13 protein-coding genes are annotated in these 13,445 nt (G+C 60.3%); 7 read left to right on the top strand and 6 right to left on the bottom strand.

Annotated elements, in window-relative coordinates; translation table 11 throughout:
• Nucleotides 1–70: 70 nt before the first annotated feature.
• The 4 genes from RhoBH5_RS28515 to RhoBH5_RS28500 all read left to right on the top strand — a co-directional run bounded on the left by RhoBH5_RS28515 (nucleotide 71) and on the right by RhoBH5_RS28500 (nucleotide 4,440).
• On the top strand, nucleotides 71–1,195 hold the full coding sequence (locus RhoBH5_RS28515) for an ABC-three component system protein (protein ID WP_024488017.1): 1,125 nt from the start codon (nucleotides 71–73) through the stop codon (nucleotides 1,193–1,195).
• Entirely contained in the window at nucleotides 1,192–1,674 is a 483-nt protein-coding gene (locus RhoBH5_RS28510) for an ABC-three component system middle component 2 (RefSeq protein ID WP_020971516.1), read from the top strand. Before RhoBH5_RS28515 ends, RhoBH5_RS28510 begins: the two co-directional genes overlap by 4 nt.
• Nucleotides 1,671–3,479: an ATP-binding protein gene (locus tag RhoBH5_RS28505; protein ID WP_270009072.1), complete on the top strand. Its 1,809-nt coding sequence runs from the start codon at nucleotides 1,671–1,673 to the stop codon at nucleotides 3,477–3,479. Before RhoBH5_RS28510 ends, RhoBH5_RS28505 begins: the two co-directional genes overlap by 4 nt.
• 328 nt (nucleotides 3,480–3,807) lie before the next feature.
• Nucleotides 3,808–4,440, top strand: a complete 633-nt coding sequence (locus RhoBH5_RS28500; RefSeq protein ID WP_270009071.1) for a hypothetical protein — start codon at nucleotides 3,808–3,810, stop codon at nucleotides 4,438–4,440.
• A gap of 49 nt (nucleotides 4,441–4,489) precedes the next feature.
• Here RhoBH5_RS28500 and RhoBH5_RS28495 read toward each other — a convergent pair whose 3' ends face one another.
• Nucleotides 4,490–6,250: a relaxase/mobilization nuclease domain-containing protein gene (locus RhoBH5_RS28495; protein ID WP_270009070.1), complete on the bottom strand. Its 1,761-nt coding sequence runs from the start codon at nucleotides 6,248–6,250 to the stop codon at nucleotides 4,490–4,492.
• Nucleotides 6,247–6,645, bottom strand: coding sequence for a plasmid mobilization protein (locus RhoBH5_RS28490; RefSeq protein ID WP_270009069.1), 399 nt, complete (start codon nucleotides 6,643–6,645; stop codon nucleotides 6,247–6,249). The genes RhoBH5_RS28495 and RhoBH5_RS28490 overlap by 4 nt, the downstream gene beginning before the upstream one ends.
• 588 nt (nucleotides 6,646–7,233) lie before the next feature.
• On the opposite strand from RhoBH5_RS28490, the gene RhoBH5_RS28485 reads away from it, so the two are divergent.
• The 3 genes from RhoBH5_RS28485 to RhoBH5_RS28475 are packed head-to-tail and all read left to right on the top strand — an operon-like array spanning nucleotide 7,234 to nucleotide 8,675.
• Nucleotides 7,234–7,575 (top strand): hypothetical protein, encoded by a 342-nt coding sequence (locus RhoBH5_RS28485; protein ID WP_270009068.1) that lies wholly within the window; start codon nucleotides 7,234–7,236, stop codon nucleotides 7,573–7,575.
• Nucleotides 7,556–8,440 carry a CPBP family intramembrane glutamic endopeptidase gene (locus RhoBH5_RS28480; protein WP_442972475.1) on the top strand — a complete coding sequence of 295 codons (885 nt, stop codon included), beginning with the start codon at nucleotides 7,556–7,558 and terminating at the stop codon, nucleotides 8,438–8,440. The genes RhoBH5_RS28485 and RhoBH5_RS28480 overlap by 20 nt, the downstream gene beginning before the upstream one ends.
• Nucleotides 8,441–8,480: 40 nt before the next feature.
• Entirely contained in the window at nucleotides 8,481–8,675 is a 195-nt protein-coding gene (locus RhoBH5_RS28475) for a hypothetical protein (RefSeq protein WP_270009066.1), read from the top strand.
• A 137-nt stretch (nucleotides 8,676–8,812) separates the two neighbouring features.
• On the opposite strand, the gene RhoBH5_RS28470 is transcribed toward RhoBH5_RS28475, so the two are convergent.
• The 4 genes from RhoBH5_RS28470 to RhoBH5_RS28455 form a co-directional block, all read right to left on the bottom strand.
• Nucleotides 8,813–9,835, bottom strand: a complete 1,023-nt coding sequence (locus RhoBH5_RS28470) for a DUF4192 family protein (protein WP_270009065.1) — start codon at nucleotides 9,833–9,835, stop codon at nucleotides 8,813–8,815.
• 435 nt (nucleotides 9,836–10,270) lie between these two features.
• A complete protein-coding gene (locus tag RhoBH5_RS28465) occupies nucleotides 10,271–10,465 on the bottom strand; it encodes a hypothetical protein (RefSeq protein ID WP_270009064.1) in 195 nt (64 codons plus the stop codon).
• A gap of 27 nt (nucleotides 10,466–10,492) precedes the next feature.
• The gene (locus tag RhoBH5_RS28460) at nucleotides 10,493–11,287 is read right to left on the bottom strand and encodes a hypothetical protein (protein WP_270009063.1); all 795 of its coding nucleotides are present in this window, start codon (nucleotides 11,285–11,287) and stop codon (nucleotides 10,493–10,495) included.
• A 312-nt stretch (nucleotides 11,288–11,599) separates the two neighbouring features.
• Complete coding sequence (locus RhoBH5_RS28455; RefSeq protein WP_270009062.1) at nucleotides 11,600–12,496, bottom strand: ArdC-like ssDNA-binding domain-containing protein; 897 nt, start codon at nucleotides 12,494–12,496, stop codon at nucleotides 11,600–11,602.
• Nucleotides 12,497–13,445: the final 949 nt, after the last annotated feature.

Genomic DNA, 13,445 nt, shown 5'->3' with positions numbered 1-13,445 from the left:
GACCACGCCCCACGCCAGTGGTATGACTACGTCACGAGAAACCAACTTTTCCGTTTATTGTGGGAGGGATATGACCGAGGTCGGATTGCAAACAGGAGACAAGTTACCGACCTTTGCAAATATCCCAGAAGCGGGCTCACCGCCCGTTGTGATCCTTGCACCAGCCATGCAAGGAGCACCCGTACTGACCCCGAAGCAATATCTGATCACCTACTCCGACGAGGAGTGGGAAAATTTCACTATCGAGTGGGTCCGAGAACTCCGGGAGCCATACGCACTCGTTACTCGCATGGGAGGGGCAGGCGACCGGGGCGCGGATGTCGCAGCATGCCTGAGCCAACACGGCACCGCCGGCGAGTGGCATTGCTTCCAATGTAAGCATTACGAGAAGGCGCTCCTGCCCTCAGACGCATGGCCCGAGATGGTAAAAATATTCGCCGCGAAGGTCCAAGGCATATATGAGCTTCCAACTAGATATATCTTCGTGGCCCCAAAAATGGGGCCCTCGTTGACACGGTACTTGGCCAATTCGAGCACGCTCAAGGCCGAGTTTCTCAAAGCCTGGAAAAAGTCCGATTCCAAACTGGGCGTTGGTTTGAGCGCTGCCGACTACGCCGCTGTCGAAGCTCTCGCCAACGTCACGGACTTCTCCATGTTCGAGGCCCGCGATATCGATGAGATCATCGAACTGCATAAGAAAACGCCTCATCATGCTCGACGTTTTCCGACACCGCTGAAAACGCGCCCAGCAGTCGAGGCGCCCCCAACAGCGCAGCAATCGAAAGAATCAGTTTACGTACAAAAGCTACTGGCCGCCTACAACGAGAAGTACGGGCTGAACCTGACGAATCTCCACGAGGCTCGTACGAACACTAAGACGCAGGCGCATCTGGTTCGGCAGCGAAAAGCGTTCTACAGCGCAGAAGCGCTGCGGGTATTCGCCCGTGACAGCGTCCCGGACGAGACGTACGAAGCAGTCGAAGCCGATTTGTTCGAAGCGCTGATCGAGATTGAAGATCGGGAATTCAGTCTGGGGTACGAGAGGCTTGCTGCCGTCCTGATCGCAGCCACAGGGCACACTCCCAATCCCGGTAATATCCTCGCTCCAGCAGTCACGAACCTCGACCTCAAAGGCATGTGCCACCATCTAGCGAACGCCGACAAGCTGACTTGGTGCAAAGAGGAGTCCGAGTGAATCCTTTGAACAGCCCGGTGGAGGCGGGAATCCGCACGTTGGTTCTGCTAACGGAAGTGTTCCCCCGGAGGATGGATCTTGCAGAGCTCGTGTACTTCGACCACGCAGTTCTCCACAGTGGCAACTTGGATGGTGGCCCGGACAGTCTCCACCCAGAACTGCCGATCAGCCCGGGCGAAATGGCCCTCCGCCGCAAGCTCATCGAGCAAGGCCTCACGGTCCTGATGCGCGCTGATCTCGCTGAAATAGCCGCTACCGAGGACGGTTTTCTGTATACCGCAACAGACGAAGCCTTCAGCTTTCTTTCTGTACTCGAAGCACCCTACCTACATCAGCTCAGGAAGCGCGCGGAGTGGTTGATTTCGACCTACTTTTCTGAAGAAACAGACGTTCGCCGCAGCATGAAAATGATCACCCAAAGCTGGGCCGATCGTGCACTCTTCACTGGCCCATCTCAGAGGGAGATCGAAGATCGATGAGCTCCATGACGTTGCTCCATCTCACTATCGTCGGCCCCGGGATGCAACCGGCGACAGTGGAATTCGGAGATCATCTCACCGTCATCTACGGTGCCTCGGACCGTGGTAAATCCTTCATCGTAGAGGCCATCGACTACGTTCTCGGTGCTACGAAAATCAAGCAAATTACCGAGGCGGAGGGCTACACCCACATACTGCTGGGCCTTCGCCTGGACGAAGGGCGAGTCGTCACGCTCTCGCGGTCTTTTGACGACACAAAAGTCGATATTTTCTCCCAGGATATTCGCACGCTCCGAGCCGCTCCCCCGGAGAAAACACTGGCCATAAAACACAGTGCGAAATCCGAGAAGAACATTTCACGCTACCTGCTCCAACTGATCGGAGCTGACGGTCGGCAGCTTTTGAAAAATCAACGCGGCGAGCTAATCTCGCTGAGTTTTCGCTACCTAGCTCACCTGTCCATCATCAGCGAAACGCAAATGGCCGCGCCTCGATCACCTGTCCTTGCAAGCGGAGTACCTACAAGCGTTACCGCCGAAAAGTCGGTGTTCAAGTACCTCCTGACCGGACAAGACCAGCACAAGGTCGTAGAGGGGGCGAGCGAGGTGGAGAAAAAGGTCGGCAAAGGAAAGATCGACCTACTCGACCAGGTCATCACCAGCACCCGAAGCAGCCTCACTACCGAAACATCGGAAGCCGAACTTCAGAAACGACTCGTACGTGTGGAAATGACGCTGTCCGAGGCATCAAGTTCGGTCGGAGAACTAGTTTCGCAACGCGCCCCCCTTTTGAACCAAACGCGCGCACTTGACGAGTGGGGCACTCGCAATCGGCAACGCGCCCGCGAGGTTCGAACACTGATAGCCCGATTCGATCTGCTTCGACGGCAATACGAGTCAGATCTGGATCGCCTGGAAATGGTGGCCGAAGCCGGAAACCTCCTCGGATATTTCCAGACTGGGCCATGTGTTTTCTGTGGGGCTGCACCCGAGCATCAACAGATCGGCCACCAACTCGACGAGACCACCAGTCTCCAAGCTGCGGTCATAGCGGAGATGCGAAAAACAACCGAGCTTCGCACCGACCTTCTCAGCACCATCGAAGATCTTGACGGTCAGTTGAACGGACTAGACGAGGAATACGCCAACAGTCTTGACCAAACAAAACGTCTCAACCTCGCACTCGGACACATCGAGGCACGTCTGACTCCGTTGAGATCTGACCACCAAGAGGACCTATCGCTCCGGTCAACGATTCAAACTGATCTGGCCGTGCATGCTCAGATCCAACGACTCGAAGACCTGAAGGCTGAGTTGTCAAGCGCACCAGAGACACCCCCTCCCGCTCGAGTCGATGGCATACCCACCAAAGACCTCCATGAGTTCGAACTCATGATTCACCGGATATTGCAGTCATGGCAGGTCCCGGGGGACAACCTTGTCCACTACGATCAATCAACTGCTGAGATCAGCGTCGACGGACGTGCTCGCACCAGCAGGGGCAAGGGAATGCGGTCTGTCATTCATGCGGCGTTCACCGCGGCCCTAGCTCAATACGCGGCCACGCGCGGTCATCCACATCCTGGATTCATCGTTTTGGACTCGCCGGTTCTCACCTATCGCGAACCTGGCGACACCCAACTGACGCCTCGTGTCGTTGAACATTTCTACAAAGGCCTCAACGATTTCGAGAGCCAAATCATCGTAATCGAGAACGGCGACCCGCCTGAAGACTTAGACCCGGACGCTGCGATATACGCCTTCGGAACCGCAGGCTCGGATCGGGCCGGTTTCTTTCCAACGTAACCGGGATTCGAAACCAGCTCGGTCGCATCGGCAACCGCCTTACATTCTGTCCATGCCATATTCGATTACGACCGCGCCGGAGACCAAGGTACAACTTGCTGCCCACGCGGCACTACTGAGTCAATGTCGCGAACAGATCCACGGCATTGTTGCGACCCATCAGTGGACTCCGCTACCCGGTTCCCGGGGTGAGATTGACATCACCGCGAGTGCCAACTACTCCACCCCTCCATCTGTCTGGGTCAACGAGGTTGTCGCGACCTACCTCGACATGGCTGGACACCATTGCGCCGCCCTCGCAGCATTGTGCGAATCCAGTGAGGTAGTCATGTCTGGCGACATGCTCGTGCGGGCGGTGGTCGAGTGCTGTGCCCGCGCTTCCTGGGTTCAATCGGGGCCGACCCCGCAAAAGCGATTGGCGCGGGCATACCTCGAAGAGGATCAGAGCAACGAAGAGCAGAAAAAGGTGGCAGGCAGACTCATGAGGAAAAATTCGCCTTACACCGTAACTGCAACGGACCGTTTCAAACGGGTCCGTGCGGAGATCAAAGACAACTTCGCGGATGATCACGATCTCAATCGCCGAGTCATCCACGGTGAGCAACGAGTGGGGCCGACCGACGCTGTGGTGCAGTTGTTCACTCTGTGGGAGAACAACGGCGCTGTTGGATTTAGCGGCCCCAAACAGAAAGACGGCTATTACGATCTACTGTCCAACGGTACTCACCCGACGCTCTACAGACTGCGGATGCTCCGTCGATTCGAAGCAAGCAGAAATGGCCCGATCGGAAGATCGACACTGATCATGGATCCTGGTTTCCTCTCCTCGCTTACCCAACTGGCGGTGATGGCGATCTACAACGGCCTGTCGCTCACTTACCGCTACAACGGGTGGCCCTTCGATCCGGACGAGTCGTTCGCACGGGAAATCGACAAGGCGCTGCCAAACCTATTGAGATAGGACCACCGATCGCCGTGCCCAAGATGATTCCGGGTCTTCTGAGCGGGCATCAGCGCTGGGGGCCGTGGTCCCGGTTTCTTCCCGCTCGGGTCTGCTCCCGTTGGGGATCGAGTCGCGAGGGGAGTGGAGACGGCTCGCGCTTTGCTGCTTCGCGTGCGGAAACCGGGAAGTCACCGGCGGCAAGCGTGGCGGCATCGCTGCCAGCTTGTTCGGGCGACGACGCCGGTTCCGTCGTCGTCTTCTCTTCCGACGCCGGCCGTTCGAGCACTGCGACGCTGCCCTCGGATTCGACCTGCTTGACACCGGCGCGAGGTTGGGGCATCAGACGATGAATCGCTTCGAGTTCGCCGCGCACAGTCATCTCGAGGTCACGCGCCCGACTCAAGTCGCCGACTGCACGATGTGCGGCGGCGATCGCTTCAACTGACTTGATCAGTTGACGCAGCAGCAGCGCGTACGACGCGGCCTTGCCGAGCTGTGGACTTGTTTGCATCAAGATCAGGGCCGCACCCCCGGCCGAGACGACGCCTGCTCTCTTCGGGGCGTGCTGATGTGCGGGGATCTGTGAGGATCGAGCTAGTTGTTTCGCAGCGTGGGCAAGGGGTCCGGGTGTGGCTTCGGTGCGGACTGACCATGCGTCGAAAACGCCAGCCGTGCGTCCCGCCGCGCGTGCCCACTGTGCTCGGTCGGTGACGGGAATCGAAGCAAGGTATTTGTTCCAGGCTGCGATGTCCCGGCCGGCTCGCTCGAGCAGTTTCGGGTCGAGCATTTTCGCTTCACGTCCGGGTCGCGCGGCGGGGCGCTCGCGCCGTGCGCTGCGCCATTCGTCGACGGCCTCTAACGATGCCGCAGGGGTGTCTTCCCATTCCTTGCGGAGGCGGGGGAGAGTCAAGTCTTTTGCTAGATGACCGCCGCCGTAGAAGATCGGCTTTGCATCAGCTCCGGTGGCTTCGCGGTCGGGTCTGACGGCGACCTTGTAGCCGACCACGACGTCATCACGGCCGGAGGCGAATCGGGGCCGGACGATCAGCCCTTGCCCGCGAAGTCGGCGTACGAATTCAGCTTCGGACTTCGACGATGTCGAGCATGCACGCACACGGCGGGCGAGGAGATCGCGGTCGAGTTCGGTCTGTCCATTGCGTACTGCGCGGGCATTTTCAGCTCGGTGGTATCCGCGTTCGCCGGTCTCGTTTTGACGGGATTCGATGACAGCGAGACCGTGTTCACGCTCAATGCGTGCGGCCGCGACGCTGGCTCGTTTCCAGTCACGGTAGAGGTTGACTTTGGTGCCGTCTTCGCGCACGGCGGATGCGGCGATGTGGATGTGGTCGTTGCCTTTTGCGGACACTCCGTGGCGGACGGCGACCCACCTCGCAGGGCTGCGGCCGGATGTGTCGGTGAAACCCATTTCGTCCATGAACTCGGTGGCGATCTTGTTCCACTGCTCGTCCGTCAGCTCGCCTTCGTCGGCTTTGAGCGAGAGTGAGCAGTGCCAGACATTTCCGTCGCGGTAAGGGTCGATCGGGTCGCGGACCTTCTTGTCGTGACTGTCGCGAACGTCTTGGCCGGCGTCGTCGCGCAGGTAGTTCGGGATCTTGATTTCGGTGCCGAACACTTTGCGGGGTTGGTCGATCTGCTTGCCGATCGCGAGAGCGTCGACACCGCTGAGTTCGTTGTCGTCGTGCCACGCCATGATCGCGTAGTCACCGGCCACCAGATGGGGGTCGGTGTGCTCGTTGCTCTTGCCCGGACCTGCGAGGTACGACATCAGTCCGGTGACTTTGGCGCCGCGGGAAATCTTGACGATCACGGCGCGAACATCTCGTCGAGGGTGCCGTGAATCCGGTCCGCCAAACGCCGCACGCTCGCCAGTGCGCCGTTCAGTTCGGCGGGGATGTCTCCGGTTGCGTTGGTGGCTTTCGCCATCTGGTTGATGTTGATAGAAATTGCCGACAACAACCGGAACGCGGAGAACAACTCCGCAGCAAGATCGCGCCGATCAGTAGCAGTTTCACCGGAGTCGGACAGGGCGGACTCGACCATCAGCCGCGCCACGGTGATGCGCGCTTCCTGCGCACGGCGCAGCAACTCGGACTCCTCCTCTGGAGTCACCTTCACCACGTGCCGGCCAGCTCGACCGCCCGGCACATTCTCCCGGCGTTCACGACGGAACCGGCGGGGTCGACTGACCTCGTCTTCACTCATGTCCGTCGTGCCTCCCTTCGGCCCAGCGCAGCGCCCCCACCACGTGGGGCTACACGCCAGTGTCTCAGGTCCAGAGCGCAGCGGCAAGACTTGACCCAACTTAGGGCACCTAAGTTACTATCTTGCTCTGCCGGGGCTCAGATTTCGTGGTCACTTCCGTTCTGGATCTCGTCCCCGAAATCTCAAAAGCGCCAGGACGAGCCTGCGAGTTCCTCCGGTCTCGAATTCGTCCCCATTTGGGGGCTGGTCCCGATTGTGGGTGCCTGAGACGCAGCGGAGCGGAGAGGGAAATCTCGGGCATCCATATGAGGATCGGAGCAGTCCCGATCTGTGGGCGAATCTCGGAGAAAAGAGGATGCGCCGCGCGGAGCGCGTCGATACGCAGTTCGGGTGGTTGATGTTGCCCACAGGCGGGCACCGGGGTTCTCGGCATTGGGCACACACCAGATTCCTCCGCTCCGCGTCTGGTGTGCACACAACGCCGCCCCGGACACCCACCCGGGGACAACGGGACGAGTCTCCGCGAGTTGCGCTTAGCGCACGTTCAGTGGTGCACGGACGGGCGAGATTTCTCCTACGATGTAGCGCATGAACACGACACCGAACACACCAGACTTCGACGCACTCGACGCAGCTATCAAGGCGGAAGCCGAAGAGAAGATGAAGATCATCCGTGTGGTGGCAACCGCACACAAGGAACTGCTCGACACTCGCGAGGAGTTCGCCCGCAAGGACGCCGCCAACGTCGGCAACCTCGACGCCGCGATCAACGAAGCGCTCCGTGTCGGGTTCACCGAAGCGTCGATCAAACAGTGGCGTGTGCCGGCTGCACGGAAGTCAGCAGCCAAGCGAACGGCGACGAAGAAGCCGGTGACGAAGAAGATCGAAACTTCGCCGGCCTCTGAATCCGGTGAGCAGAAGAGCGCTTAGGACGCCGCGCGGTGACCACACCGGCTGTTCGCTCGGGGACGACGCCGCTCACTGTTGTTCGCTCGCGCTACGAACTGATGAGGGACGCGTGGTACCGGTTGATTCCGGCGCGTACGCAGATTCGGTTCTTGTCCACGGTGCTACTGGGCTACGCGATTCACAACGCTGCGTATGCCGTGGACGACCCCACTCGCGAGAACCTCAAAGACGCGTTTCTCTCGTGGCTGTTTTGGTTGGTGTTTGCTCTTATCCCGCCGATCGCAAAAGCAAAAGCCGGCGGCCGTTGGCCGCGCATCCGATCGGTGGCCCGCTCGCTGCGCGTCACCTGGGTGCGGTCGATCCGGTGGTTGGGCTTTGTCATGCCGCGACCGAACTCGCAGATGTCTGCGTGGAGAAGGATCGGGTTGTGGGTTCTCCTGATTCCGATTCTCGTCGCGATCGGAAACTATCTACTCTTCGCATATGGCGTGAATCTGGATACGTGGTTTCCGGTCACCGATCCGGACACCATCGCCGCGAACGAGACTCGGAAGGAATTTCTGATCCGGGGTGGAATCTTCACCGCAGTGACCGGGGCTTTCCTCCACGCAGCACTACCGGAGGAGATTCTGCACCGGTCCGGCGTCCTCGCCGTCCAGCGTTGGAAACCGACGAATCGTGTTCTGATTCTGTCGGTTGCCTCGGTCATGCTCGTGCTCTTCGCTTTCGCTCACCTGAAGTTCGGTTCGGCAATGTGGTGTCGGCGTTCATCGGCGGCGCACTGTTCACAGTCCTCGCCCTGTACACCCGTTCACTGTGGCCGGCAATCGCTGCCCACGGATTCGCCAACCTGATCATCGAAGTGCAGTGGGTGCTGAACTCGTGACCTCTCCACTAGCTCCACGCACACAACGAAAGGCCCAGCCGTGAATGACAAGAGCATCCCTGTGGAACGCTCCGCAGTCGAGGCCGCGATGTACCAATCGACGAAGCATCTCAAGGTGATCACCGATGCGGATCTTGCCGCTGTTGTCGAAGGACTGACCGGCGAACCCGTTGCGCGTGCTCAGATCGATTTCGCGTTTCCCGCGCCGGGGACGACGGATCACTTGTTCGATTGATCTTCGGTGCGCCGCATTGCACTGGTGGCGTGCTGGGGAGCTGGCGCAGCGGTTGTTAGGGCTCGATGCCCGCACAACCGCCACCGCATACGGGAGCGGCCCCGACTTCTTCGCGAAGTCGGGGCCGCTGCCGTTTTTCAGCTGTCGAAATTGTCGACGTCGACGCCGAAGGATCGCGCTGCATCGGCACCGATCGCGTGCAGTTGCGTGGTGACTGCGGCGGGCGAGACTGCGTGCTCGAGTGCGAAGTCGAGCAGGTTGCGCAGTGGGGTGTCGTGTTCGCCGTTACCTTCGATCACTGCGGCTTGGGCGGCCTCGAGTGCGATGCCGGTACTGGGCCCGTCGCCGCTGATGTACGAGCAGTACGCCGCGACGGTGAGAATCTGGATGCGAGCGTTGCCGCGTACCTGGCGGGCGATGGTCGCGAACGCGTGGGCGGCTGCGTGCTCGTTTCCGTTGGCGGTGAACAGCAGGGCATCGCGTGCGGTGGGGCTGATGGTGGCGCACAGTCCGACACGTGCGGCCAGCTCGGCGTCCGGGTTGCCCCGTGTGCGGATGAGTGTCACGAGTTCGGTGACGGTGTGGCGAACGAAGTCCGGTCCCTGCGCGTGCAGCGCTGCGTGTGCGGGTGCGGTGTCCGCTTCGACGGTGACGGCGTAGCGGGCAGCGATGTCCTCGCGTGAGGCTGCGGTGGTGCGGCCCTCTTCGACGGCGTTGTGAATGCTCAACGTTGAGGCGTTCGGGTCTTCGGTGAGTCCGGTCGCGTACGTGTCGAGGTCGGTCCACAACGCTCCGGCTTCGAGCGCGGTGACGTGCAGGGCGAGCATGTCGTGGATTCCGGCGTCACGGAATCCCTGGCGCAGGATCGCGATCTGGTCGAGCGCGATGACTGCGGCGGCGTCTTCGGCGACGGCAACGCAGATCGTGGCGGTGGTGTCGGCGCGTGCGGCGGCTTCGAGGTACGGGGCGGGATCGAATTCGGTGCCCTCGCCGGTGGCGGCGTCGGTGCGTGCGACAAGGGCAATTTGCTTGGTGGTTCGGCCGTCGACGATTTCGTCTTTGAGCATGATCACGATCACCGATGCGGTCGGGATGAATCCGAGCATGGTGGGGATGGAGGCGAGTACCTCGGTGGCGGTGTTCAAACGGATGCGCTGCATGTCGTTCCCCTCGCTGATGAAAGTGACCGGGCCGGGTGCCCCGCCAATTTTTTTCGCCTGCTGGCAAAGGAGAATCGCGTCGGCATGAGGGGCCGGAGTGCCACCCCTGGGCCGGGAAAATTTCGGCGGGAGCTTGCGAGTGACGAAAATTTCTCGGAGCCATCGGCCGGCGCTTGCGCCGCCAGGGGTTGCGCGCAGGTCACCGCCGACGAGAATCGGAAGGCCAGAAGGAGGACAAAAAGATGTTCTTCATCAGGACGCAGCGAAGCGGAGTTCATTTCGGGGGACACCGAAGGTGGCCGGCCGCCGGGCAGGCGTCACCTCTCCACCGGCAGCGTGCAGTCGCCAACACCTACTGCCCGCGGGCGGACATAACAACGGTCGGCGGGTCAGCGGTGCGGGAAACGCACCACTGACCCACCGACCGGGATTCTGCTAGGACTTGTCGCCTGGGGACTTCTTGTCGCGTGAGCCGCCCAAGCTCAGGATTGCCGTCAACAGTGCTCCGACAAGCAGAAATCCGACAACGCGCGTGCTTCGTTCAGCGCCACTGAGATCCGCCCACGTCAACAGTTGCGCGAGGACTGCGACGAGGTAGAGCAACAGGGTTGCACTCGTGAACTTGTTCATGACGCGAGCCTAACCAGCGCGACGCGCTCAGAAGTTGATGTAGGTCGGGTTCGTGCTCTTTTGCATCGTGGCCGGGCTGCCGCTGTAGCCGATGGACAGTCCACCGATGAAGGACGCGGACACCGATCCGGCACTGCCACCGTCCTGGTTGTGCTCGTACGCGAACTGCGCTCCGAACGACTGCGCGTTGCAACCGAGTTTGCGGGTAACGGTCGAGCTGATGTGCCCGTGGTCGACGTTCAGTTTGAAGCCCGACACCGCATCGCGAAGGCCCACGATGGGAGCGCCGCCGACACCACCGTCTTTGAGGTACGCCGCGCTGTCGGTGGTGCGTTCTCCGTCGTAGTAATACGAGTTGTACGTCGTGGAGACCGTAGTCAGGCATCGGTTGGAGAAGTCGAACATGATGGAGGCGAAGTCATCGGGTGCAGATCCGTTGACGTAGTCGTCACGAAAGTTCCACGTACCCATGTACGTTGCGGTGCGTCCCGGGGTGGGCAGCCAGTATCCGACAACGCTGAATGCATCCGTGGGGACTGCACGGGCGACGATCCCTTCCTGCGGTGTCTGGTTGCTCAGTAGGTCTGCCGTTGCGGCATCTACCGGCCCGTCGACGCCGGAGACACTGAACTGGATGCTCTGGCCGAGCTGCTGTTCAGCCAGAGCATTGATGCCGATGAAGTCATGGGGATTCTGTTCTGCGTACGCGAGCAAAGGATCTGCCGCCGGGGCAGGTTCTGCGGTAGCAGTAGGCGCAGCGGCGAGGGCTGCGAAGGAAAGGGCCGTGACGGCCGTTGCGGCCCATGCTTTCGACTTGACCATGAGTATCTCCATCTTCGATGTACGTACCCGACGATTACTGAACAGTTACTGACCGTAGCGTAAGTTCAAAATTTCGCAAACCGATTGGTACGTACTTCATCGAAATGCCCCTGATATTTCGAGAAAAGTGCAGTTCGTTCGCAAAATGTGCGCCTATGCTGCGCCCACCCTCAATGGGCAGCGCACCGATCCAGATTTCTAGCAAATAGGCAGTGATCGACCGGGCGAGGTTTCATTCCGTAGACTTTCGGGTGCGACACCGGGCGGGCTCCTACCGCCCGGTGTCGCACTGCGTCTGTGGGGTGCTGCCGTCTAGGCGGCTGCGGTGTCCTCGGCTTCGTCGGCGTCGGGTTCGAGTGCCTCGGCGAGGGTGTGGACTGTCGTCAGGACTGCGCGGGCGGTGTCGGTGATGACCTCGAGGTCTCCGTTTCCCCATCCGGCGATGTAGCCGATGCTGTAATCGGTGGTGTCGAGTCCGAGCAGTCCGGCCAGGACGTAGGCGACGGATTCGGCTTCGACTTCGGCGCGGCCTCGGTGCAGATCGGCGGGGTCGATGTCTCCGCTGGCGTGCATGAGCGCGTGGGCGGCTTCGTGAATCATCGTTTTCGCGGCTTGGGCGTCGCTGATCGTGTCGTCGACGATGATGCGGCGTGATCCGTCGAGGCTGGTGCGGCCGTTCGATTCTCCGGCGATGTGCTCGCGGGTGACGGTCCATCCCTGTTCGGTCATCACCTGCGCGATGCGGGTGTAGATGGTTGCGGGGTCGTCCCCTTGTAGTCGGGTGGTGATGGTTTCTGCTGCTTGGGCGGGGTGTCCTTCGATCGGGTCGGTTTGGGCGATGTCGAACACGGACAGGATCGGGAACCGTGCTGCGCGGCGGGTGGTTTCCTCGCCGGTCTCGGTGTCGGTTTCGGTGATCTTCTTGGTCGAGTAGCCGAAAATCTTGATCGACTTTTCGCCCTTGCGGACCTGTCGTCCGAGTTCTTGCCACTTGCGGAATCCGGCGACCTGGCTGGCGTCCGGGGCCTGCGAGAAAATCAACATGACGTTGTTGAAGCTGTACGCGTGGAACGCTGCTGCGGCGGTCAGGTAGGCGGCCCATGCATCGGTGTCGGTGAGCTGGGCGACCTTCGCGGTGATGCTCTCGTGCAGTGCGGCGGCCTGCTCGCGTCGCGCTGCGCTCTTGTCTGCCGTGGTCTTCGCACCCATAACTTTCAACCTCCGCTGATCCGGTGGCGTCCCCCTGCTCGGTGGCCGCCATTTTTTTGCCCTGCTGGCAAAGGAGAATCACGTCGGCATGAGGGGGCCGGAGTGCCACCCCTGGGCCGGGAAAATTTCTCTGCGAGCGTGCGAGTGCGGGTTGAGAAAATTTCTCGGAGCCCTCGGGCCGGCATCGCCGCCAGGGGTTGCGCGCAGGTCACCGCCGACGAGAATCGGAAGGCCAGAAGGACAAACAAATCAACGCTTTTCGCTGGTGCGGAGCGCAGCGGAGCTCAATTCGGAGGACACCGAAGGTGGCCGGCCGCCGGGCAGGCGCCAACACACCGCCGGTAACAGGCCAGGCGTTCGCACCTCCTACTCGGGCGGCTGGCGGGGTGATTGTGCGGGAGCGACGGAGGCCGGCCACGCTTGGTGTCGCGGTAGCTCTGATCAATCTTGGATTGAGATTTCTCGCCACAGTATCGAAGTTCATTCGATGATGATTCACCGGCTTTAACATAATCCGATTGCATTCTTTCCGCTTATCGATACACATTATCTCCGGGCAATAACTTTAATGGCGTTTAATGCGCGTTCTCATTTTCCCTAACGTCGCGGGGATGCTCGGCATGTAGTACTGTAATGACACCTACCGGAGCTGTGACCTGCTGGTTCGGTGCCCACACAGGGGGCTACCGGAATTGGCTTGGCGCTGTTATGGTTGGTTTCCGTTCACGGGCCTCGTGATCGGTTCATAACCAGATTGATTGGAAGGAACGCCACACATGTGTGCTTTTTCTGTCGATAGACAATTCAACTGGATCAATAGGAAGCGGGAAAGATATGAGCGACGGTTATAGAGAAGATATTAGTGAGGGTGCGGCCGGTCGATGGGGTTGGACACGTTGGTGGTCCAAGGTCGAGCGGTCCAAGGTGGTTACTGGCGGCGAGAAGACAA

The organism is Rhodococcus sp. BH5, assembly GCF_027583855.1.
GTDB lineage: Bacteria > Actinomycetota > Actinomycetes > Mycobacteriales > Mycobacteriaceae > Rhodococcus_F > Rhodococcus_F qingshengii.
The sequence above is the reverse complement of the archived record's forward strand: the minus strand, read 5'-3'. Positions and strand labels throughout refer to the sequence as shown.

Coding starts and splice junctions, on each gene's coding strand:
- RhoBH5_RS28515 (WP_024488017.1), top strand. CDS start 71: ATGACCGAGGTCGGATTGCAAACAGGAGACAAGTTACCGACCTTTGCA.
- RhoBH5_RS28505 (WP_270009072.1), top strand. CDS start 1,671: ATGAGCTCCATGACGTTGCTCCATCTCACTATCGTCGGCCCCGGGATG.
- RhoBH5_RS28500 (WP_270009071.1), top strand. CDS start 3,808: ATGTCTGGCGACATGCTCGTGCGGGCGGTGGTCGAGTGCTGTGCCCGC.
- RhoBH5_RS28490 (WP_270009069.1), bottom strand. CDS start 6,645: ATGAGTGAAGACGAGGTCAGTCGACCCCGCCGGTTCCGTCGTGAACGC.
- RhoBH5_RS28485 (WP_270009068.1), top strand. CDS start 7,234: ATGAACACGACACCGAACACACCAGACTTCGACGCACTCGACGCAGCT.
- RhoBH5_RS28470 (WP_270009065.1), bottom strand. CDS start 9,835: ATGCAGCGCATCCGTTTGAACACCGCCACCGAGGTACTCGCCTCCATC.
- RhoBH5_RS28465 (WP_270009064.1), bottom strand. CDS start 10,465: ATGAACAAGTTCACGAGTGCAACCCTGTTGCTCTACCTCGTCGCAGTC.
- RhoBH5_RS28460 (WP_270009063.1), bottom strand. CDS start 11,287: ATGGTCAAGTCGAAAGCATGGGCCGCAACGGCCGTCACGGCCCTTTCC.
- RhoBH5_RS28455 (WP_270009062.1), bottom strand. CDS start 12,496: ATGGGTGCGAAGACCACGGCAGACAAGAGCGCAGCGCGACGCGAGCAG.